At 50.3% G+C, this 22,781-nt stretch carries 18 protein-coding genes; 9 read left to right on the top strand and 9 right to left on the bottom strand.

The genetic code is table 11. The annotated features are described in order from the left end of the window. Nucleotides 1-31: 31 nt before the first annotated feature. Nucleotides 32-2,518 carry a heavy metal translocating P-type ATPase gene (locus tag ACTHS4_RS01375; RefSeq protein ID WP_440365415.1) on the top strand — a complete coding sequence of 829 codons (2,487 nt, stop codon included), beginning with the start codon at nucleotides 32-34 and terminating at the stop codon, nucleotides 2,516-2,518. A gap of 37 nt (nucleotides 2,519-2,555) precedes the next feature. Then, nucleotides 2,556-2,996, top strand: coding sequence for a DNA polymerase III subunit chi (locus tag ACTHS4_RS01370; RefSeq protein WP_070825694.1), 441 nt, complete (start codon nucleotides 2,556-2,558; stop codon nucleotides 2,994-2,996). 78 nt (nucleotides 2,997-3,074) lie between these two features. Here ACTHS4_RS01370 and ACTHS4_RS01365 read toward each other — a convergent pair whose 3' ends face one another. Beyond that, the gene (locus ACTHS4_RS01365; RefSeq protein WP_049330970.1) at nucleotides 3,075-4,295 is read right to left on the bottom strand and encodes an aspartate kinase; all 1,221 of its coding nucleotides are present in this window, start codon (nucleotides 4,293-4,295) and stop codon (nucleotides 3,075-3,077) included. A 171-nt stretch (nucleotides 4,296-4,466) separates the two neighbouring features. Further along, a complete protein-coding gene (rph, locus tag ACTHS4_RS01360; protein WP_070825695.1) occupies nucleotides 4,467-5,195 on the bottom strand; it encodes a ribonuclease PH in 729 nt (242 codons plus the stop codon). Between the two features lie 138 nt (nucleotides 5,196-5,333). Between rph and ACTHS4_RS01355 the strand changes: the two genes are divergently transcribed. Further along, entirely contained in the window at nucleotides 5,334-6,221 is an 888-nt protein-coding gene (locus ACTHS4_RS01355; RefSeq protein ID WP_440365414.1) for a YicC/YloC family endoribonuclease, read from the top strand. A 204-nt stretch (nucleotides 6,222-6,425) separates the two neighbouring features. After that, nucleotides 6,426-7,376 (top strand): bile acid:sodium symporter family protein, encoded by a 951-nt coding sequence (locus ACTHS4_RS01350; protein ID WP_107858252.1) that lies wholly within the window; start codon nucleotides 6,426-6,428, stop codon nucleotides 7,374-7,376. 71 nt (nucleotides 7,377-7,447) lie between these two features. Here the strand turns inward: ACTHS4_RS01350 and ACTHS4_RS01345 are convergent, their stop codons facing one another. Continuing rightward, entirely contained in the window at nucleotides 7,448-7,993 is a 546-nt protein-coding gene (locus tag ACTHS4_RS01345; RefSeq protein ID WP_440365413.1) for a TIGR00645 family protein, read from the bottom strand. A gap of 195 nt (nucleotides 7,994-8,188) precedes the next feature. Here ACTHS4_RS01345 and ACTHS4_RS01340 point away from each other — a divergent pair, with 195 nt between their 5' ends. Beyond that, the gene (locus ACTHS4_RS01340; protein WP_440365426.1) at nucleotides 8,189-8,959 is read left to right on the top strand and encodes a sulfite exporter TauE/SafE family protein; all 771 of its coding nucleotides are present in this window, start codon (nucleotides 8,189-8,191) and stop codon (nucleotides 8,957-8,959) included. Between the two features lie 50 nt (nucleotides 8,960-9,009). Here ACTHS4_RS01340 and ACTHS4_RS01335 read toward each other — a convergent pair whose 3' ends face one another. The 4 genes from ACTHS4_RS01335 to ACTHS4_RS01320 all read right to left on the bottom strand — a co-directional run bounded on the left by ACTHS4_RS01335 (nucleotide 9,010) and on the right by ACTHS4_RS01320 (nucleotide 14,436). Further along, nucleotides 9,010-10,605: a peptide chain release factor 3 gene (locus ACTHS4_RS01335; RefSeq protein ID WP_440365412.1), complete on the bottom strand. Its 1,596-nt coding sequence runs from the start codon at nucleotides 10,603-10,605 to the stop codon at nucleotides 9,010-9,012. A gap of 213 nt (nucleotides 10,606-10,818) precedes the next feature. Continuing rightward, nucleotides 10,819-11,961, bottom strand: a complete 1,143-nt coding sequence (locus ACTHS4_RS01330; RefSeq protein ID WP_440365411.1) for an NADH-dependent flavin oxidoreductase — start codon at nucleotides 11,959-11,961, stop codon at nucleotides 10,819-10,821. Between the two features lie 118 nt (nucleotides 11,962-12,079). Then, entirely contained in the window at nucleotides 12,080-13,144 is a 1,065-nt protein-coding gene (locus ACTHS4_RS01325) for a 2,3-butanediol dehydrogenase (protein WP_003745670.1), read from the bottom strand. A 233-nt stretch (nucleotides 13,145-13,377) separates the two neighbouring features. Then, a complete protein-coding gene (locus tag ACTHS4_RS01320) occupies nucleotides 13,378-14,436 on the bottom strand; it encodes a histone deacetylase family protein (protein WP_440365410.1) in 1,059 nt (352 codons plus the stop codon). A gap of 176 nt (nucleotides 14,437-14,612) precedes the next feature. Between ACTHS4_RS01320 and yajC the strand changes: the two genes are divergently transcribed. The 4 genes from yajC to ACTHS4_RS01300 all read left to right on the top strand — a co-directional run bounded on the left by yajC (nucleotide 14,613) and on the right by ACTHS4_RS01300 (nucleotide 18,953). Further along, a complete protein-coding gene (yajC, locus tag ACTHS4_RS01315) occupies nucleotides 14,613-14,879 on the top strand; it encodes a preprotein translocase subunit YajC (protein WP_003675720.1) in 267 nt (88 codons plus the stop codon). Nucleotides 14,880-14,954: 75 nt separating this feature from the next. After that, the gene (gene secD, locus ACTHS4_RS01310) at nucleotides 14,955-16,808 is read left to right on the top strand and encodes a protein translocase subunit SecD (RefSeq protein ID WP_070825700.1); all 1,854 of its coding nucleotides are present in this window, start codon (nucleotides 14,955-14,957) and stop codon (nucleotides 16,806-16,808) included. 3 nt (nucleotides 16,809-16,811) lie between these two features. Continuing rightward, nucleotides 16,812-17,747: a protein translocase subunit SecF gene (secF, locus tag ACTHS4_RS01305; protein WP_003686183.1), complete on the top strand. Its 936-nt coding sequence runs from the start codon at nucleotides 16,812-16,814 to the stop codon at nucleotides 17,745-17,747. Nucleotides 17,748-18,071: 324 nt separating this feature from the next. Then, nucleotides 18,072-18,953, top strand: a complete 882-nt coding sequence (locus tag ACTHS4_RS01300) for a carbohydrate kinase family protein (protein WP_371459967.1) — start codon at nucleotides 18,072-18,074, stop codon at nucleotides 18,951-18,953. Nucleotides 18,954-19,032: 79 nt separating this feature from the next. On the opposite strand, the gene ACTHS4_RS01295 is transcribed toward ACTHS4_RS01300, so the two are convergent. After that, on the bottom strand, nucleotides 19,033-19,590 hold the full coding sequence (locus tag ACTHS4_RS01295) for a nitroreductase family protein (protein WP_371459968.1): 558 nt from the start codon (nucleotides 19,588-19,590) through the stop codon (nucleotides 19,033-19,035). Nucleotides 19,591-19,700: 110 nt separating this feature from the next. Continuing rightward, nucleotides 19,701-22,439, bottom strand: a complete 2,739-nt coding sequence (locus ACTHS4_RS01290; RefSeq protein WP_371459969.1) for a calcium-binding protein — start codon at nucleotides 22,437-22,439, stop codon at nucleotides 19,701-19,703. Nucleotides 22,440-22,781 lie beyond the last annotated feature (342 nt).

Raw genomic sequence — 22,781 nt, 5'->3', positions numbered from 1 at the left:
CAGGCCGTCTGAAAAATAAATCGAACACATTATGACATCTTCCACACATCCCCAAAAAAACTGCTTCCATTGCGGACTTGAAGTCCCGGAGCATCTGCATTTGACGGTTCGTTTTGAAGACGAAGAACACGAAACCTGCTGCGCCGGTTGCCAAGCGGTGGCGCAGAGTATTATTGATGCCGGTTTGGGTAATTATTACAAACAGCGTACCGCAGACGCGGAAAAATCCGAATTGCTGCCACCGGAAGTGTTGTCGCAATTAAAGCTATACGATTTGCCCGAAGTGCAGGCTGATTTTGTCGAGGTCGGTGCAGGGGATGAGCGCGAGGCGGTGTTAATGCTGGGCGGCATTACCTGCGCCGCGTGTGTGTGGCTGATTGAGCAGCAGTTGTTGCGTATGAAGGGCGTAGTGCGCGTGGATTTGAATTACAGTACCCACCGCTGCCGAGTGGTGTGGGACAGCGCCCACATTGAATTGTCGGACATTTTGCTGAAAATCCGCCAAACCGGTTATACCGCCGCGCCTTATGATGCGCAAAAAATCGAAGTGCAGGCGCAGAAGGAACGCAAACAGTTTATCGTCAGATTGGCCGTGGCCGGTCTGGGCATGATGCAGACGATGATGTTTGCCCTGCCGACTTATTTTTACGGCGGCGACATCGAGCCGCTTTATTTGGAAATCCTGCATTGGGGCGGCTTTTTGATGGTGTTGCCCGTTGTGTTTTATAGCGCGTTGCCGTTTTACCGCGGCGCGTGGCGCGACTGGAAAAACCGCCGTGTCGGCATGGATACGCCGATTGCCATTGCCATTGTGATGACCTTTATTGCGGGTATTTACAGTTTGGCCACCAACGCAGGGCAGGGCATGTATTTTGAATCCATCGCCATGTTGCTGTTTTTCCTATTGGGCGGGCGTTTTATGGAACAGATTGCCCGACGCAAAGCAGGCGATGCGGCGGAGCGGTTGGTCAAACTGGTTCCGGCATTCTGCCACCGTTTGCCGTCTTATCCGGAAAGCGAAGTCATCGAGGAAGCCGCAGTCGTCCGCCTCAATATCGGCGATACGATTGTTGTGAAGCCTGGCGAAGTCATTCCGGTGGACGGTACGGTTTTGTCCGGCGAAAGCGAAGTTAACGAAGCCATGTTGACCGGCGAAAGTTTGCCGATTGTCAAAAGGCCGTCTGAAAAAGTAACCGCCGGCACGCTTAACACCAGCAGCCCTTTAATCATCCGCACCGACCATACCGGTGGCAACACGCGCCTGTCCCATATCGTCAAACTGCTCGACCGTGCGCTGGCGCAAAAACCGCGTGCCGCCGAGTTGGCCGAAAAATACGCGTCCAGTTTTGTGTTTGGCGAACTTTTGCTTGCGATTCCTGTTTTTATCGGCTGGGCTTGGTATGCAGATGCGCACACCGCCTTGTGGATTACCGTTGCCTTGCTGGTCATTACCTGCCCGTGTGCCTTGTCGCTTGCAACTCCGACTGCGCTGGCTGCTTCGACCGGTGCGCTGGCCAAAGACGGCATTCTCATCAGCGGCAAACAAAGCCTGGAAACGCTTGCCCAAATTGACGACGTCGTGTTCGATAAAACCGGTACGTTGACCAAAGGGCAGCTTTCCGTCAGCCGTATATTATCTGCAGGCCGTCTGAACGAGGCCCAGGCCCTTGCCATTGCCCAAACATTGGAACAGCAATCCGAACACCCCATCGCCCGTGCCATTTTGAACCATACGCTTTCAGACGGCCCTGTATCCGCGCTTGATGTGAAAGTGCAGCAACGGGTCAACCGTATCGGACACGGCGTCAGCGCGCAAATCGAATTGGATGGCGAAACCCAAGTTTGGGCTTTGGGCAAAGCGGCATTTGTTTCGGAAATTGCCGGTAATCTGCCTGAAACATTTGCCCATATCGACCACGCAGGCGGCATTATTTTCTTGGGAAATCAAAGCGGTTTTCAGACGGCCTTTTTATTGGAAGACCAAATCAAAGACAGCGCCGCTAAAATGTTGCAAAACCTGAAACAACACGGCATCCGTCTGCACCTTTTAAGCGGCGACCGTCAAGCTGCCGTAGCCCAAGTCGCGCAAGAGCTGGGTTTGGATGCCTATCGTGCCGAAGCCACGCCTGAAGACAAACTGGCTTATGTGGAAAATCTGCAAAAACAAGGGCGTAAAGTCATGATGATCGGCGACGGGATCAACGATGCCCCCGTCCTTGCCCAAGCCGACGTGTCGGCCGCCGTGGCCACGAGTGCCGATGTGGCGCGAGACGGTGCGGATGTGGTTTTGCTCAATGATGATTTGAACGTTTTGCCCGTGATGATGGAACAGGCACGCCGCACCCATCAAATTATCCGCCAAAACCTGACTTGGGCTAGCGCATACAATCTGGTTGCCGTTCCGCTGGCCGTGTTTGGTTACGTTACCCCGTGGATCGCCGCGCTCGGCATGAGTTTCAGCTCGCTGCTGGTGTTGGGCAATGCCTTGAGATTGTTGAAAACCAAAAAGGCCGTCTGAAACCGGCCAATCCATTGCCTAAACGAAAGAATACGCCATGCCTAAAGCCACTTTTTATACACACGTCGCCCGCCCGGCCGCCTTTGCCTGCCGCCTGATTGCGCGCGCCATACGCGATGGCGGGCAGATTTTGGTGTGGTCGGATTCTGCCGCGGCAGTGCAGCAACTAGACGTTGATTTTTGGCAGCAAATTCCCGAAAGCTTTATTCCGCATGAAGTCTGGCTGCCTACCGATCCCATGCCGTCTGAAACGCCGGTATTGCTTGCGTTTGGAAATGCATTGCCGAATATTCCGCAAGATTGCACGGTTTTAAACCTGTCTGCCGTTTTCTGGAGCCAAGCTCCAGCCATTCCAAACCGTATCCTTGAAATTGTGGGCAACAGCTTTGAAGATTTGGCCGAAGCCCGAGACCGTTTCCGAGCTTATCGTCAGAGCGGATTTGAGATTGAGCATTTTTCGAGAGAAGGGAAGGATTGAGGGTTGAAACAGTAAGGTTTTAATATAAAAGGCCGTCTGAAACAATAAAGTTTCAGACGGCCTTTTAACAAGTTGAAATTAGTTGCCTAAATCGAATGCTTTGTGCAGAACGCGGGTAGCCAGTTCCATGTATTTTTCGTCAATCAGGACGGATACTTTGATTTCGGAAGTTGAAATCATTTGGATGTTGATGCCTTCTTCTGCGAGGGTGCGGAAGATTTTGGCAGCTACGCCGACGTGTGAACGCATGCCCAAGCCGACTGCGGAGACTTTGCATACGGTGTCGTCGCCGTCGATGTAAGCGGCGCCGATGCTGTCTTGACGTTGTTGCAGCAGTTCGATGGTTTGTTTGTAGTCGCCGCGTGGAACGGTGAAGGAGAAGTCGGTTGTGCCTTCACTGCCGACATTTTGGATGATCATGTCGACTTCGATGTTGGCATCGGCAACTGCGCCGAGGATTTGGTAGGCAACGCCGGGTTTGTCAGGTACGCCGCGTACGTTGATGCGTGCTTGGTTTTTGTCGAATGCGATACCGGTTACGGCTGCTCTTTCCATGTTGTCGTCCTCTTCAAAGGTAATCAGGGTGCCGTCGCCGCCATCTTGCAGGCTGCTGAGTACGCGCAGGCGCACTTTGTATTTTCCGGCGAATTCTACGGAGCGGATTTGTAAAACTTTTGAGCCGAGGCTGGCCAGTTCGATCATTTCTTCAAAAGTGATCGTGTCCATGCGGCGCGCTTCGGGTACGACGCGCGGGTCGGTGGTGTAAACACCGTCCACGTCGGTGTAAATTTGGCATTCGTCGGCTTTGAGGGCTGCGGCGATGGCAACGGCGGAGGTGTCCGAACCGCCGCGGCCGAGGGTTGAGATATTGCCTTCGCTGCTGATGCCTTGGAAACCGGCTACGATAACGACTTTACCGTCAGCCAAATCGGCACGCATTCTTTCGTCGTCGATATTTTCGATGCGGGCTTTGGTGTGGGAAGTGTCGGTTTGGAGGGCGACTTGCCAGCCGGTGTAGCTCTTGGCGTCAACGCCGATGTCTTTCAGGGCCATGGCCAGTAGGCCGATGGTTACTTGTTCGCCGGTGGCAAGGACGACGTCGAGTTCGCGCGGATCGGGATGCTCTTGCATTTCGTGCGCCAGTGCGACCAGTCGGTTGGTTTCGCCGCTCATGGCGGATACGACGACTACGATGTCGTGTCCTTCGGCGCGGGCTTTGGCGACACGTTTGGCTACGTTTTTGATGCGTTCGGGCGAGCCTACTGATGTGCCGCCGTATTTATGTACGATTAACGCCATGTTTCGTGCTTTCTTGTGGGGGTTGTCGGGCAGCTTGGTTTGCTGGAAAAAGGGTTATTATTACTATTTTTTACATGGAATTCAAGGATAGAACGCGCTTTTTTGAGTAAATACGCATAAAGGGGTTTGGTTAAAAAAGGCCGTCTGAAAGTTTTCAGACGGCCTTGCTGATTATCGGACTAAAAGGGCAGCCTGCTGGTGTTGAACCAATTCGGCAATGCCTTTATGCGCGAGGGCAATGAGTTTGCCCAATTCTTCGATGCTGAACGGTGCGCCTTCGGCCGTACCTTGGATTTCGATGATTTTGCCGGATGCGGTCATGATGATGTTAACGTCACTGTCGCAGCCTGAATCTTCGGGATAGTCCAAGTCCAAAAGCGGTACACCGCCCACCACGCCGGCGGAAACGGCGGCAACGGCTTCACGGATGGGGTTTTCGCTGATAAGGCCGTCTGAAAGCAGTTTGTCCACGGCGATTTGCAGGGCAACGTAGGCACCGGTAATGGAGGCGGTACGCGTGCCGCCGTCGGCTTGGATGACGTCGCAGTCAATCAGGATTTGGCGTTCACCGAGTTTTTCCATATCGACGACGGCGCGTAGCGAGCGGCCGATCAGGCGTTGGATTTCTTGTGTGCGGCCGGACTGTTTGCCTGCGGCGGCCTCGCGGCGCATACGGGAGGCGGTGGAAGCCGGCAACATACCGTATTCGGCCGTTACCCAACCTTGTTCTTTACCGCGCAGGAACGGTGGGACATTTTCGTCGATAGAGGCGGTGCAAATCACTTTGGTGTTGCCGCACTCGATAAGGCAGGAACCGTCGGCGTGGGGAAGAAAGTTTGGGGTAATTTTGATATTGCGCAGGCTGTCGGCGGCGCGGCCGGTGCGGGTGTAGTCGCTCATGATGGTCCTTTGGGAGGAATAAAAAATAGCTTGCCTTGAATTATAGAGGAATTTGGCATCAAAGGCCGTCTGAAAATCGTCGGTCGGGTGTGTTATAGTGTCCATACTTTCACTCGTATTTGGAAACGGAGTAAAACCATGGCTACAAGACGAACTATTCAAATCCACAGCATGACCGGCTTTGCTAATGCCGCAGGCGAATGCGGCGGCAAGCGGATTAATTTGGAAATCCGCGCGGTCAACCATCGTTATTTGGATGTTCAATTCCGTATGCCGGAAGAGTTGCGCTATTTGGAAGGCGCGTTGCGCGAACAGATTGCCGCGGCTGTGGCACGCGGTAAATTGGAGTGCCGTGTTCAGCTGCAAGATGCGGCTTCTGGCGGTCAGACTTTGGAAGTCAATCAGGATTTGGTCGCACAGCTGGCGCATTTGAACAAAGAATGGCGTAAGGAACACAATTTCGGCAAACTGAGCGTGGCAGACGTTTTGCGTTTCCCCGGCGTTTTGGCAGGCCAGGGCGAAGATGCCGAGGCTTTGGCCAAAGGCGTTAAAGATTTATTGACCAGCGCTTTGAAAGAGTTTACAGCCGCCCGCAAACGTGAAGGCAAAAAACTGGGCGAGCACCTGTTGCAACGCCTGGGCGGCATGGAAGAGATTGTGGACGCTTTAAACGAGCTGTTCCCAAGCCTGCTGCAGGCGCATATGGACAAAGTTAAAGCCCGTTTGGCAGAAGCCGTCGGCAATATCGACAACGACCGTTTGCAACAGGAATTTGCTTTATTCATCCAAAAATCCGATGTGGATGAGGAATTTAGCCGTTTGCGCACCCATATCGCCGAAGTACGCCGCATCGTTACCGAAGGCAAGGGCAGCGTAGGCAAACGTTTGGATTTCCTGATGCAGGAGCTCAACCGCGAAGCCAACACTTTGGGCAGCAAGGCCATCGCCGCCGAATGCACGCAAGCATCGGTTGAACTGAAAGTCTTAATCGAACAAATGCGCGAACAGGTTCAAAATATCGAATAAATCGATAACGAACAGATAAAACAAGGCCGTCTGAAAAGTTTCAGACGGCCTTTGTGTTGATATGGGACGGAACCGGTTGAGTTTATTTTTAAACATTATTGGAGGCGAGTTTCCTGTTTCGTGACTGTTATTGCGCTAAAGAGTTAACATGTGTTAAATTATGGCAATTATTGTCATGATAAGAACATACAAAGGAGTAAAAACATGAACTTTCTGACCGCTATCAGTCGGCAAATGACCCGCTTCACCGCCCTGATTATCGTCCTTGCCTCCATCATCGCCTTTATTGAGCCTGCCACTTTTTCATGGGTAAAAGGCGATACGCAAGTTGTCGTACTCGGCATCATCATGCTCGGTATGGGCATGACTTTGGGCAAAGAAGATTATCAAATTCTGGCGCAACGTCCGCTCGATATTTTTATCGGCGCAATCGCCCAATACACGATTATGCCCTTGCTTGCCATCGGCATTGCCAGAGCCTTTGACCTCTCGCCCGGATTGACGCTGGGTTTGGTTTTGGTCGGTACCTGCCCGGGCGGCGTTTCGTCCAATATCATGAGTTTTTTGGCTAAAGGCGATGTCGCCTTTTCGGTCGGCATGACCACCGTCTCCACCGTCCTCGCGCCTGTGATGACGCCGCTGTGGATGACTTATTTGGTCGGACAAACTGTCGAAATGGACGGCTGGGGTATGTTCAAATTTATGTTGCTCGTTACCCTGTTGCCTGTCGTTATCGGTTCTGTCGCCAATATATTGCTGCATAAAAAACATTGGTTTGAAGACGTGCGCGCGATTATGCCTGCCGTTGCCGTTGTCGCGTTTGCCTGTATCGTCGGCGGCGTTGCTGCCGTTCACGGACACCGTTTCGCCGAATCCGCCTTCGTTATGGTACTGGCCATCGCTGCCCACAACATCGGCGGCTACATCCTCGGCTATTACAGTGGCGCGCTGACCGGCATGAATACTGCTAAAAAACGCACCCTTGCCATCGAAGTCGGCGTACAAAACGCCGGACTTGCGACTGGTTTGAGCGCTAAATTCTTCCCCGGTAATGCCGAGTCTGCCGTTGCCGCCGCCGTTGCCTGCGTTTGGCACTCTGTGTCAGGAACGGTTTTGGGTAACTTGTTTGCCTGGTGGGACAAGCGTAAGCAATAAGCTGTAAACATTGCCAGATAGCAAAAGGCCGTCTGAAATATTTCAGACGGCCTTTTGATTGCCTTTTATTATCAATGCGCTTTATGCGTCGTGCTGTACACGATTTTGTCCGTTAAAGCCATGGCGAGGGCGGAAATCAGGAAGCAGATGTGGGTAATACATTGCCACATGATTTGTTTTTCCGACAGATTGGCGGCGTTGAGGAAGGTTTGCAGCAGATGGATGGAGGAAATGCTGATGATGGACATCGACAGCTTAACCTTCAAAACCGATGCGTTGACATGGCTGAGCCATTCGGGTTGGTCGGGATGTTCTTCAACGTGTAGGCGGGAAACGAAGGTCTCGTAGCCTCCGACAATGACCATAGTCAGCAGGTTGGCAATCATCACGACATCAATCAGGTTCAATACGGCGATCATGATGGTGTTTTCATCCATGATGCTGAAATTGGATACCAAGTGCCACAATGATTTGAGGAACTTACAGGCATAAATGACTTGGGCGATAATCAAGCCTATATAAATCGGCAGTTGCAGCCAGCGGCTGGCGAAAATGAAATGCGCGAAGATGCTCATTCGTTCGTGGGCTGTGCGTTTGGTCGGGGGGGAATGTTCCATATAATGTGTTGTGTGTAGGAAAGATAAGGGGCGGCATTTTAATGGAAAAATTTTTAAGCTGCAATTTGAGCGGCTGAATTGAAAAAGAAAGGCCGTCTGAAAACAGGATATTGTTTCTTGTTTTCAGACGGCCTTGTAGGTTGTCAGGATAGGCAAATACGCGCAAAATCGCTTTGCTTTTTAGAGATGGATATGATGCTTGCAGATTTGTTTTTTTATTATCTGGTGTTGGTCGGCTTTGCCGCAGGGCTGATGGATGCGGCGGTTGGCGGCGGAGGGCTGTTGCAGATTCCCGGATTGTTCAATCTATTGCCAAACGCTACGCCTGTGGCCTCGGTGATGGGTGTCAATAAATTTGCTTCCTGCTGTGGCACGTTGACCGCGACGGGGCAATATCTGCGCCGAATCCCCGTACCGTGGAAAATGCTGCTGCCTGCCGCGGCGTTAGCATTTGCCACTTCATATTTGGGCGCGAAAACGGTGGTGTATTTCCCCGTGCAATACATGAAACCGGCAATGTTGGTCATCATGATTGCCATGTGCCTGTACACTTTTTTGAAAAAAGACTTGGGGCAGACGGTGCGCACTGAAAAGCTGACGCGCCGCGAAACTTTATGGGGATTATTTTTCGGCGCGTTAATCGGGTTCTACGACGGCGTGTTCGGGCCGGGAACGGGCAGCTTGTTGGCTTTTGTGTTCGTCCGCTTTTACGGCTATGATTTTTTAGCGGCTAACGCCTCGGCAAAGGTCATCAATTCGACCACCAATCTTGCCGCACTGACGTTTTTTATTCCGCAAGGCCATGTTGTGTGGGCATGGGCGATACCGTTGGCGGTAGCGAATTTATGCGGCGGCGTGGTCGGCGCGCGCTTGGCAATACGCGGCGGAACCAAGCTGCTGCGTTACGGATTCATGTTGCTGCTGTGCCTGACCATTGGGAAGTTTGCTTGGGATTTATTGGGTTGATATCGAATGAAAAAAAAGGCCGTCAGAAAGTTTCAGACGGCCTTTGCATTTTACAGTTTAACCGAATGCTCGCGTGTTTCGTGGAATACGATGTCGGGCCAGCGTTCTTGTGTCAGATTTAAGTTTACGCGGTTAGGCGCGAGGTAGGCGAGGTTGCCGCCTGCGTCTATCGCCAGATTGCCTGCGTTGGCTTTTTCAAATTCCGCCAGTTTTTTCTTGTCTTCGCACGATACCCAGCGCGCTGACCAGATGGATGCGTTGTCGAACACGGCTTCTACGCCGTATTCGTTGGCCAGCCGCGAGGTAACGACTTCAAACTGCAACACGCCGACCGCGCCCAAAATCAAATCCGCGCCGCTCATGGGTTTGAACACCTGCACCGCGCCTTCTTCGCCGAGCTGTTGCAAGCCTTTTTGCAGTTGCTTGATTTTCAGCGGGTTTTTGATGCGGACGCTGCGGAACAGTTCGGGTGCGAAGAAGGGGATGCCGGTGAACGCCAGTTGTTCGCCTTCGGAGAAGCTGTCGCCGATTTGGATGTTGCCGTGGTTCGGGATGCCGATGATGTCGCCCGCGTAGGCTTCTTCCACCAGCTCGCGGTCGTGCGACATGAACGTTACCACGCTGGACGCGGCGATTTCGCGGTTGATGCGCAGGTGTTTCATCTTCATACCGCGCTCGAATTTGCCGGAGCAGACGCGCAAAAAGGCGATGCGGTCGCGGTGTTTCGGGTCCATATTGGCTTGGATTTTAAAGATAAATCCGGAAAACTTCGGCTCGTCCGGTTCGACCATGCGCACGGTCGCGTCGCGCGGTTTCGGCGCGGGCGCCCAGTCGATCAATGAATTGAGGATTTCCTGAATACCGAAGTTGTTAATCGCCGAGCCGAAGAACACGGGTGTGAGTTCGCCGGCGAGAAATTCGTCGAGATTGAACTCGTTGGAAGCCGCCTGCACCAATTCGATTTCGTCGCGCAACTGTTGGATTTCCAGCGGAAAGCGTTGTTCCAATTCGGGATTGTCGATGCCTTTGATGATGTCGAACTCGTGCGGCAGGCGTTCGCCGCCCGCTTCAAAGAGATAGATTTCGTCGTTCAGGATGTGGTACACGCCTTTGAAGTTTTTGCCCATGCCGATCGGCCAGGTGACGGGCGCGCAGCGGATTTGCAGGATGTTTTCCACTTCGTCCAGCAATTCCAAAGAGTCGCGCACTTCGCGGTCGTATTTGTTCATGAACGTGACAATCGGCGTATTGCGCAGGCGGCAGACGTTCAAAAGTTTGATGGTTTGCGCCTCCACACCTTTTGCCGCGTCGATGACCATCAAGGCGCTGTCAACGGCGGTCAAAACGCGGTAGGTGTCTTCGGAGAAGTCTTGGTGTCCCGGCGTGTCCAAGAGGTTGACAGTGTGGTCTTTGTAGTCGAACTGCATCACGCTGGATGCCACGGAAATGCCGCGCTGCTTCTCGATTTCCATCCAGTCGGAAGTGGCGAATTTGCCGGTTTTCTTGCCTTTTACTGTACCCGCACTTTGAATCGCACCTGAAAACAGCAACAGTTTTTCGGTCAGCGTGGTTTTACCCGCGTCAGGGTGGGAGATGATGGCAAACGTGCGGCGGCGGCGCACTTGGTCGAGGATTTCTTGGGACATGGTTTTCTTTGCAAAAAGTTTCAGGCCGTTTTTTCAGACGGCCTGAAGGATATGGGTGTTGGAAAACAGGCTAAAATAAGGGCGTGTGTGACACGCCCTGCAATAGATTGAAAGATGCGGAATTGTACAAAAAAATGCTTGATAATTCAATGTTTGCACCAAAACAAAGGCCGTCTGAAAAGTTTCAGACGGCCTTTGTTTATGAATCGATGATTAAATATCCATCGGTTTCCATTCTGCGCCTTTTACCGGCGGCAGCCATGATTGCGTACCGCTGGAGGCAAATCCCCATAAGGTGTCGGGGAGACCGTAATGGTCGGCGCGCGTCGGATCGAGTTGCGTTTCGATTTCATCTTCGCGGCCTTCACGGATTTGCGTGGCGATGTGCGGATTAATCATCACGGTTTTGCCCAATGCGATAAATTCTGCCCAACCGGTTTCATAGGCGGCCAAAATTTGATCGGCGGTAAACAGGTTGCCCACGCCGATAAGCGGCAGTTTGCCGTTGATGCGTTCGTGGATGAACTGCATACGGGTTTGGGCGGTATCGCCGCCGCGACGGATTTTTTTATCAAATTCCCACAGGGAAACGTGCAGATATTGCAGCGGTTTTTGTACCAATGCGTCAATCAGTGCGCCGGTTTCGGTCATGGTTAAGCCGTCATCGCCCGGTTCTTCGGGAGAGAAGCGGTAGCCGATAATGAAATCGTCGCGCTGGTGTTTTTCGCGGACGGCAACCACGGCATCGATAACGGCCAGCGGGAAGCGCATTCTGTTTTCCAAGCTGCCGCCCCATTGGTCGTTGCGGCGGTTGCTTTGGGCAGAGTAAAACTGTTGGATCAGATAGGTATTGGCACCGTGGATTTCCACGCCGTCAAAACCGGCACGAAGCGCTAAATCGGCGGCTTGCGCATAAGAGGCGATGAGTGCTTCGACTTCTTCTGCGGTCGCTTCGCGTGCGTGTTCGGCTTCGCTGGCGGAAGCGCTGATTTTGTCGAGACCGTCCAAAAGGTCATCAATGGCTTTGGAACCGCCGTGATGAATTTGCAAAATCGCTTTTGCGCCTTGCTGTTGCAGGATTTGTGCGGTTTCTTTCAGACTGTCGAGGCAGTGTTCGCCTGTGGCTTCAGGTTGGCCGTGAAAGGCTTTGCCGTCTTTTTGAACCAAAGTGGCGGCAGTGATAAACATGCCCATATCGCCTGCGCGGTTGCTGAGGAAAGTACGCTCTTGGTCGCTGATCAAACCGTCGGCTTGTGAGCCGAAATGGGTCATGGGGGCGACGACAAGGCGGTTTTTGATGGTTACGCCGTTATTGAGGGTGTATGTTTGGAAGAGTGGGGCGTATTTTGGATTCATGGAGTTTTACTCTTGATAAGTGAATGGTTGGCAGAGAATTGGGCCATTCGGGAATTTATCAAGTAAACAGGCCGTCTGAAAAGTTTCAGACGGCCTGTTTATTCTTTAAGCCTTAGGATTAAAGATTAGGATTAACAATGATTTTTACTGCGGATTCGTTGTTGTGGATCAAGCGCTCGAAGCCTTCGGAAATCAATTCGTCCAGTTTGATGCGTTGGGTGATGAAAGGCTCAAGGTTGATTTTGCCTTCTTCAACCAATTTGATGGTTTCGGCGTGGTCGTTGCAGTAGGCGATGGTGCCGCGCACGTCCAGCTCTTTCATCACAACGCTGTGGACGTTGATGGTAGCGGGGTGGCTCCAAATGGATACGATGACGACTTTCGCAGTCGGACGGCACGCTTCGACCATGGTGTCCAGCACTTTGTTGACGCTGGTGCATTCGAATGCAACGTCTACGCCTTCGCCGTTGGTCAGTTTTTTCACTTCTTCGACGACATCGACTTCGGATGGGTCGAGGATGTAGTCGGCCACGCCGGCTTCGCGTGCTTTGTCTTTACGTGCTTTGCTCAATTCGGTGATGATGACTTTGATGCCTTTGGCTTTCAGTACGGCAGCCAACAGCAAACCGATTGGGCCTGCACCGCCGACCAATGCAACATCGCCTTCTTTCGCACCACTGCGTACATAAGCATGGTGGCCGACAGACAGAGGCTCAATCAAAGCAGCTTGGTCCAATGGGATTTTGTCGGAAATAGGGTGTACCCAACGGCGTTTGACGGCGATTTTTTCAGACAAGCCGCCACCGCAGCCGCCCAAGCCGATGAAGTTCATGTCTTTGGAGAGGTGGTAGTTGCTGCCTTCGCCGGTCGGTACATCGTCGCGGATGATGTAGGGTTCGACAACAACGTGTTGGCCGACTTTGATGTCGTCCACGCCTTCGCCTACGGCATAAACCACGCCGGAGAACTCGTGACCCATGGTTACAGGGGCTGACTCGCCGGAGATTGGGTGCGGATGGCCGCAAGGCGGAATGAAAATCGGGCCTTCCATGAATTCGTGCAGGTCGGTACCGCAGATACCGCACCAAGCAACATTGATGCCGACAGTACCCGGAGCTACGGTTGGCTCTGGAATGTCTTCGATGCGGATGTCGCCTTTGTTATAAAAACGTGCTGCTTTCATTGTAACGCTCCTTTTTTAAAGTGGAGGCCGTCTGAAAAAGACGGTCAATTAGGGAAAGGGAAGCAGTGTGGCGTGTGAAATGGTTTTATTGATATGTTTTATGTTTGTTATTTTACTACTAATAATATGGAAATGGTTTGTCTTTGCTCAAATTAAAGTTTGTAAATGAAAAAAAAGGCCGTCTGAAATGGATAATCTATTTTCAGACGGACTGGGGCAATAGTTTGAATGCGTTATGGTGTAGGATTGTTACTTTTGCCGCGCTTCAGATGTTTTTGGTAGGCGATGACGTAGTCGGCCTTGCTTAAGCCCGCCAATACGCGAATATGGGCGGCGGCGGATTTGGACATGGATTCCAAGGTATAGCCGCCTTCCAGCACGGAAACGACACGTCCTTGACAGCTTGCCGTTGCTTGGACGATTTTGTGCGTCAGCCAGGCAAAGTCGGCTTCATGCAGGTTCAGACGGCCTGTTTCGTCTTGTTTATGCCCGTCAAAACCTGTCGAAAGCAACACCAACTCGGGACGGAAAGCCGTGAGCTTGGGCAGCCATTGTTTGCGGATGGTCGTGCGGAAGATACGGCTGCCTGTGCCCGGTTTGAGGGGCGTATGCAGCATATTTTTATTGCCGGCGTATTGTTCCGCCTGAGGGAAGGGAAAGATGTCGGTTTCAAACAGGTTGAAAAACATCACGCGCGGATCGTCTTGGAGAATCTCCGCCGTACCATCGCCGAAGTGGACGTCGAAATCGATGACGGCGATGCGTTGCAAGCGGTATTGGGCAATGGCGTGCATCACGCCGGCGGCAACGTTGTTGATCAGGCAAAATCCGCCGGCGCTGTTGCTGTGGGCATGGTGGCCTGGCGGGCGGATGGCGCAAAAAGCATGCCAGGCCTTTTTGTTCATCACCATATCGACTGCTTTGACAACGGCTCCGGCCGCAAAACGGGCGGCTTGGAGGGAGTCGTGGCAGATGACGGTATCGTCGTCGATACGGTGGATTTTACCGGGGAGCGGCTGGGCAGATTCCAACTCGTGCAGATAGTTGCGCGAGTGGACCAATGCTAGTTGTGCATCTTTAATTTCGGGTGCTTCAGCGGTTTGCAGATGACGCCAAATGCCTTCCTTTTTTAAGGCGGATTGAATGGAGCTGATGCGTTCTGGATTGTCGGGGTGGTTGGTGCCTGGCTGGTGCTGCAGAAATATCGGATGGGAAATCCATACGGTGCGGGCATTTTTGCCAAGTAGTCGACGCAGCAGGGTACGCACGCGCCAAATGATTTTTTTAAGCATGGAAAGTGTGTATCGAACGAGTCGCACGGACTGCTAAATATGGTTAATAAATACGGAAATGCTTGGAAATTTTTCAGACGGCCTTTAGAATAGCTCAATTTTACAGTCCGACCAACTGCGTTTGGGGCTGTATGCAGTTTTTTACTTAATCTAAAACTTGAAAGAACGGATATATTATGAATCAAGCAGTGGCTCAATTTGCCCCTTTAGTGCTGATCATGGTGGTGTTCTACTTCCTGATTATGCGTCCTCAACAAAAGAAATTCAAAGCGCACCAAGCGATGTTGGCCGCTTTGAAAGTCGGCGATAAAGTCGTTTTGGCGGCAGGCTTCAAAGGCCGCGTGACCAAAGTCGGCGAGCAATTCTACACTGTCGACATCGGTCAAGGTGCGAAAATCGAAGTGGAAGTTGAGCGCAACGCAATTGCCGCGAAAGCCGAATAATCCGTTTTTTTGCAAAAAGCCGCCTCATTTTCCGAGCGCGGCTGTTTGCCTTTATAAATAAAGCAAAGGTTTACCATGAACCGTTATCCTTTATGGAAATACCTGCTGATTGCGTTCACGATTGTGGTTGCGGCTGTTTACTCGCTGCCCAACCTTTTCGGTGAAACGCCTGCCGTACAGGTATCAACCAACCGACAAGCCATCGTGATCAACGATCAAACCCAGTCTAAAGTGGATGCCGCGCTGAAACAGGCAGGTATTCAGACTGATGGTATGTTCATCGTCGACAACTCGCTGAAAGTGCGTTTCAAAGATACCGAAACGCAACTGAAAGCGCGCGACGTCATCGAAAATACTTTAGGCGAGGGCTATATTACCGCGCTCAACCTGTTGGCAGACAGCCCTGAGTGGATGGCGAAAATCAAAGCTAATCCGATGTTCCTGGGCCTGGACTTGCGCGGCGGCGTGCATTTCACCATGCAGGTGGACATGAAAGCCGCGATGCAGAAAACGTTTGAACGTTATTCCGGCGATATCCGCCGCGAATTGCGCCGCGAAAAAATCCGTACCGGCACGGTGCATCAGACTGAAAACGGTCTGACCGTGCCTTTGCAAGATGCTGCCGATGTACAAAAAGCCTTGCCTCAGTTGCAAAAATTGTTCCCTGAAGCTACGCTGCTGCCGGACGGTAACAATATCGTGCTGACTTTGTCTGAAGAGGCAATCAATAAAGTACGTTCTGATGCAGTTAAACAAAACATTAATACGTTGCACAACCGTGTGAACGAATTGGGTGTGGCAGAACCGGTTATCCAACAATCCGGCCTTGACCGCATTGTCGTACAGCTGCCGGGTGTACAAGATACTGCCAAAGCAAAAGACATTATCGGCCGTACCGCGACTTTGGAAGTGCGTATGGTGGAAGACGATCCGATCAAATTGCAAGAAGCTTTGAACGGCAATGTGCCGACCGGTTACGAATTGCTGTCAAGCGGTGGCGATCGTTTTGAAACTATTTTGGTTAGTAAACAAGTTGAACTGACCGGCGACAATATTAATGACGCGCAACCTAGCACTGACCAAATGGGCGCACCTTCTGTGAGCCTGAGATTGGATAGTGCAGGCGGTAGTATTTTTGGCGAATTGACTTCGGCTAATGTGGGTAAACGTATGGCTATGGTGTTGATCGACCAAGGTAAATCTGAAGTCGTCACTGCACCTAAAATCCTCGGTGCAATTACCGGTGGTCGTGTAGAAATTACTGGCAGTATGACAAAAGCAGAAGCTGAAGATACTTCATTGTTGCTGCGTGCCGGCTCGCTGGCTGCACCTATGCAAATTGTCGAAGAACGTACCATTGGCCCGTCTTTGGGTAAAGAAAACATTGAAAAAGGTTTCAATTCCACCTTGTGGGGCTTTGCCGCCGTTGCCGCATTTATGGTGGTTTACTACCGCCTGATGGGTTTCTTCTCTACCATCGCTTTGAGTACCAATATTTTGTTCTTGGTAGGCATTTTGTCTGCTATGCAGGCAACGCTGACCCTGCCGGGTATTGCAGCGTTGGCATTGACATTGGGTATGGCGATTGACTCCAACGTATTGATTAACGAGCGTATCCGTGAAGAATTACGCGGAGGTATGCCACCTCAGCAGGCAATCAATCTGGGTTTCCAACACGCTTGGGCAACCATTGTCGACTCTAACTTGACCTCTCTGATTGCCGGTATTGCTTTGTTGGTATTCGGTTCCGGCCCTGTACGCGGTTTTGCCGTTGTGCACTGTATCGGTATTCTGACCTCGATGTACTCGTCTGTGGTCGTGTTCCGTGCTTTGGTCAACCTGTGGTACGGTCGCCGTCGCAAATTGCGGAATATTTCCATTGGTGCGGTATGGAAGCCGAAAGCTGAAATGGCAGAAGGCAAGGAGTAAAACATGGAATTATTTAAAATCAAACGCGATATTCCGTTTATGAGCTACGGCAAACTGACGACTTTTATTTCGTTGGTTACGTTTATCGCCGCCGTGTTCTTTTTGGTAACCAAAGGCCTGAATTTCTCCGTCGAATTTACAGGCGGTACGGTGATGGAAGTCCAATATCAGCAGGGCGTGGATGTGAATAAAACGCGCGAACGCCTCGATACGCTGAAAATGGGTGATGTACAGGTTCAGGCATTGGGTACGAACAAACACATCATGATTCGCCTGCCGAACAAAGAAGGCGTAACCTCCGCCCAATTGTCCAACCAAGTGATGGATTTGCTGAAAAAAGACAATCCTGACGTTACCTTGCGCCAAGTCGAATTCATCGGCCCTCAAGTCGGCGAAGAATTGGTCACCAATGGTTTGATGGCATTAGGCTTCGTGGTGGCAGGTATTATTATTTACTTGTCCATGCGTTTTGAGTGGCGTTTTGCAGTGTCCGCGATTATTGCGAATATGCACGATATCGTGATTATTCTCGGCTGTTTCGCCTTCTTCCAATGGGAATTCTCATTGACTGTCTTGGCAGGTATTTTGGCAGTTCTGGGTTATTCTGTGAACGAATCTGTGGTCGTGTTTGACCGTATTCGTGAAAACTTCCGTAAGCCGCATATGCGCGGCCATACTGTTCCGGAAGTTATCGACAACGCGATTACCGCGACCATGAGCCGTACCATTATTACCCACGGTTCGACCGAAGCAATGGTTGTTTCTATGCTAGTGTTCGGTGGTGCAGCCTTGCACGGTTTCTCTATGGCGCTGACCATCGGTATCGTATTCGGTATTTACTCTTCCGTATTGGTTGCCAGCCCGCTCTTGCTGATGTTTGGCTTGAGTCGTGAGAACATTGCCAAAGAAGTGAAGAAAAAAGAAGAAGTTGTAGTTTAATCGCTGCAATGCTGCGATAAAGGCCGTCTGAAAATTGATTGAATCAGTTTTCAGACGGCCTTTTGTATTTAAATTTCAGAATGTTTTGTTTTAATGAAATATGAGGGGATAAATATGAAAGAAAAAGAAAAAATAGGAACAATATAATTTTGTGATGAATCAAGTTTATTGTCTGATGTTCCCTTAATTGCTTGTCAGTCCCAATATTTTAAAACATAATACTTTTGCCCCCGATGCTGGAGTTTTACTACAAGTACATGATTTGCAAAAAATCTGTCGGGAGTGCAGACCCTGCCAATCAACCTCAAAAAAGGAAGGCCAAGAATGAAAGTAACCAGTTTCGGCGAAGTACTGTGGGACGATTTTCCAAACGGAAAGGTATTGGGTGGTGCACCCTTGAATGTTACCGTTCGTTTGCAGTCTTTGGGTATCGATACTGCCATTATCAGTCGTCGCGGCGATGATGCCGATGGTGAAGAATTGCTATGCAAGATTCAAAGCAAAAACGTCAACACTGATTATTTGCAGGTTTGCCAGGAATGCGCGACCAGTTTGGTGAAAGTACACTTGGACAAGTCTGGCAGTGCGTCTTATGAGATTGTTTATCCTTGCGCGTGGGACAGGATTGCGGTTGATGATGCGGCAATCAAACGTGTGTCAGAATCCGATGCTTTCGTTTTTGGCAGCTTGGCAACCCGTGATGAAGTTTCGCGTAAAAGTTTGGCAGTTTTGCTGAAAGAAGCCAAATTCAAAATTTTTGATGTTAATCTGCGCAAGCCTCATTACGATATTGACCGCTTGTTGGAGACCATGAAACAGTCTGATATGGTCAAACTCAACGATGATGAGTTGTATGAATTGGCTGCGGCTTATGGCTCTCCTTATCACAGTATCGAGCAAAATATCAGCTACCTTGTTGAGTTGACAGGCGTCAAAATTCTTTGTGTGACTTTGGGTAGTCATGGCGCGGTTTTGTATAAGGACGGCGAGTTGTACCGTCATTGCGGTTTCCGCGTCAAAGTGGTGGATACTGTTGGCTCCGGCGACAGCTTTCTTGGTGGTTTGACTTACAAGCTGCTCAATAATGCGCCTCCTCAAGAAGCCATTGCTTTTGCTTGTGCGCTGGGTGCATTGGTGGCTTCACGTCATGGCGCGACGGCGGATATTTCTTTGGAAGAAGTTGAAGCGTTTATGAATCCTGCTTGATATTTTGACAAGAGACATAAAAAGGCCGTCTGAAAACCATTAGATCAGGTTTTTCAGACGGCCTTAGTATTTTCAGGCTTTACCAATAAGTTGTAAAACATTCTAAGTTGGTATTTTTTGGGCCGCTTCCTTCTTCGGTCGGCGAACCGATCATCATCAGGCCGATGATTTTGTCTTTGTCGGCACACTCAAATGCTTCGCGCAACAATGGGCTGTTGACCCACATGCCTGTAATCCAAACATTGTCGAAGCCTTGAGCAGAAGCAGCCAGTTGTAAAGCATAGGCGGCGCAGCCGGCAGTCAGCATTTGTTCCCATTCAGGTTTGGGTTTTGCCACTTCACGGTTTGGCGTAAATGTAACGCCGATAATCATAGGCGCCATGTTGCCGACGCGTTCGGCCTTTTTCATAGCATCCTCGCCGAAGTTGAGTTCGGTAACGGTCTTGCTCAACAGCTCGCGGAAACGTTGTAAGCCGGCCTCGCTTTGAATCACAGTAAAGCGGTAAGGGCGCATATTGCCGTGATCAGGTACTTGTGTTGCCGCTTGCAGCATTTGTTCCAGTTGCTCGGTATTGGGTGCCGGAGCAGTCAGTTTTTTGGAAGAGCGACGCGTAGTGAGGAGATTTAAGGCATCCATTTTTATTCTTTCTTGTGAATTCGAATGAGAATAATTATATAGCAGAACGATAAATAAATCAGCAAAGGACTAAGGCCGTCTGAATTAAGGTTTCAGACGGCCTTTGAGTTTTACAGGATACCGTTGTTTTGTGTATTTTCAGTAATCAGTGCTTTGCTGATTTCATCGGTAGTGTAGCTCTTACCGTTTCCGAATACAAAGCTGTCGACATTATTGTTGGCAATGTCATGGATGGTCAGGGTGTCGCCTGTATCTTTGATGGTTAAGACCCAATCATCGCCGGTTTTCAACTGTAAATCTTTCAGCGTAATCCCTTCTTTGAAAAGGACTTGGGTATCGCTGCCACCATACGGATTAAAGGTGTCGTTGCCGCTGTTTCTGCCAAACATGATAACGGTGTTTTCGGCACCCGGGTCGGTAATGGTATCGTTGCCGCCGGCCGTATCAACGATGTTGATGCCTCGGCCCAAAGTAATGGTTTCATCGCTGCGATTGCCTCTGTATTCGACAACAGAAGTGTAACGCGACAAATCTAAATCGCTGTTGTCGCTATCGGCGTGGATGGTGTGGTTGAAGTTGTTGTACACATCACGGTTGAGTTCGTCAACGGGTTGGCCGGTGTATTGGACGATGTTTGTGTTGCCGATCATGTGCGGGATAGACAGTTTGAAGTGGTTGATCAGCTCGCCTGTGCTGTATGAGGTATTGCCGTCAAACTGAAACTCGGAAATTGCACCATAAATACCGCTTTGGTTTTTGATGGTTAAAACATCATCTGTGCCTTTAATGCGGATATGCCAAGTATCACCATCCAGCAGGGGATTGGTCACAAATTGAGAGCTGTCAGGCATGTTGGCAATCCCGGTTTTGTCGTAACCTTTTTCAACGGTAATTTCGAGGTCGTCAAGGGTAATGCCGCCGGTAAATTTAACGACATTGGCGTTGAGTCTGTGTAGGCTTGCTTTGCTATCAAAACCGAAGTTGAAGTCAAAAATGGTGTCGTGACCGTAACCTTTGCCGAAAACATAGGTATCGTTGTGTTCGCCGCCTTCCAGATAATCATTGCCTGCGCCGCCGTCGAGTAAGTCGGCGCCTACATGGGCATAAAGTTTGTCATTGCCGTTGCCACCATAAAGTTTATCGTCAGAAGCGGGTTCGTTGCCGTAATAGGTTTTGCTGTGTTCGCGCAAGATGTCATCGCCGTCGTGGCCATAAAGGGTGTCATGGCCGTTGTTGCCGCCGTCGATTTCATTGTTGCCTGCATTGCCATGCAAGATATCGTCGCCGTTTGTGCCGACAAATTTAATGGTTTCGGCTTTCACAGGTTGGAAGGCTTGTTGAAACTGAGCGGCAGTGTAAGTTTGGTCGCTTAACTGGAAACGGTCGATGGAAATGCTGCCATCCGCGCCGATTTGGTTTTGAATCAGGGCTGAACCTTGTTCCGAAGTAATTTCCCAGCTTTGGCTGCCATCATCGTTATGAATGGTCTTCAGGTTGAGCTTGGCATTGTTCAGGCTGTCTGAAAACTTGAGGGTATTGATGCCTTGGTTATCGATAATGGTATCGTTGTCGCCGTAGATATAGGTATCGTTTCCGGCTCCGCCTTTCAGAATGTCTTTACCTTTGCCACCCACCAAAATATCGTCGCCTGCATCACCGTTGATGACATCCTTACCGTCGCCGCCATCTAGATAATCGTTGCCGTCGCCACCGTTGAGGTTGTCGTTGCCACCCATGCCGTAAACGGTATCATCACCGCGCCCGCTGTTGAGGCGGTTGCGGCCTTCGTTACCGGTCAGAATGTTATTGCTGTTGTTGCCGGCGGCAAAAATATTGGCCGAGCCGGTCAAGGTAACATTTTCGACGTGGGTAGAGGCAGTATGGGAAATGCTGCTGAATACGGTATCTTCGCCGCCACCAGCCTGTTCAATCACCACGTCTTTTACATCATCAACGTAGTAAGTATCATTGCCGTCACCACCTTCCATAATGTCGGCACCGGCTTTGCCGTCGATCATATCATCGCCGGATGTGCCGATCAGGTAGTCATTGTCGTCGCTGCCATCGATGGTCTGACCGATTTCGGTATGCTCAGTCAGGGAAATATCGAAATATTTGGCAAAGCTGTTTACATCCAGTTTTTGAGTGCCAATGATGAAATGGGAGACTGCCGGTGTTGTACCGTTTTGAGTGTATTGGTTTTTGATGGTTAAAACGGCGTTGCTGTTTTTTACGGCAATCAGCCAGTCTTTACCACCGGTTTCGTTGTTTCGGACTTCAACGGTTAAATCGTTAAGGCTCAGATCAGTATGAAAGCGGATGCTGTTATGGCCTTGATTGTCGATGATGGTGTCTTGCTCGCTTTTGGTAGAGAAAAGATAGGTGTCGTCACCTTCTCCACCTTCAAGCACATCGTTGCCTGCTTCGCCGTTGAGGGTGTCATTGCCTGTTTCGCCGAAAAGAAGGTCGTTGCCTTCGCCACCATTGATGACATCGTTGCCACCGCCGCCGTAAACGATGTCGTCACCGCGCCCGCTGTTGAGGCGGTTGCGGCCTTCATTGCCGATGAGGATGTTGTTGCTGTTGTTGCCAGCACCGAAAATGTTGGCTGTACCGGTCAAAACAAGGTTTTTAACGTGGTTTGGAAGGGTGTAGCTGACGTTGCTGCAAACCGTATCATCGCCGCCATTTGGGTTTTCAATGATTGTATCGTCACTGAGGGTTACATAATAAACGTCATCTTCCGACGTGCCTGTCGTTACTTGTTCAAGGGCGGAAGGTTGTAATTGCTCTAAATGTCGTAATTCAAATTGCGCATTGGGGGTGCACATTGCTTTTTCAATTGTCATGATATTTTCTTTAGATATTGATGAGAGTAACAAGGAAGTAAACGTATCCGGCATATGGCCGGTATTGCTTAATTTGTATTGTGTTTAGGCTGTATATACTAGTGCCGAAATTTGATAAAAACAACAGAAACGTTAAGATATGACAATATATAGAGAGCTTTATCAGGCTTAGTTTGCCGTCTATTCTTTTGCTAAATGGCTTTGCCTTGTATGTCTGTTTTGTTTCTTATATACCACACATCAATTTTCATAGTTTCAAACTATGAATGGTTGTAAAAAGGCCGTCTGAAAAAAAGAAGCAGGTTTCGCATTGCAAAACCTGCTTCTGATTTTTCAGACGGC

The organism is Neisseria sp. P0014.S009 (assembly GCF_051958155.1).
GTDB classification, from domain to species: domain Bacteria; phylum Pseudomonadota; class Gammaproteobacteria; order Burkholderiales; family Neisseriaceae; genus Neisseria; species Neisseria flavescens_C.
Note: the sequence above shows the minus strand (reverse complement) of the source record. Positions and strands in the feature narration are given on the sequence as shown.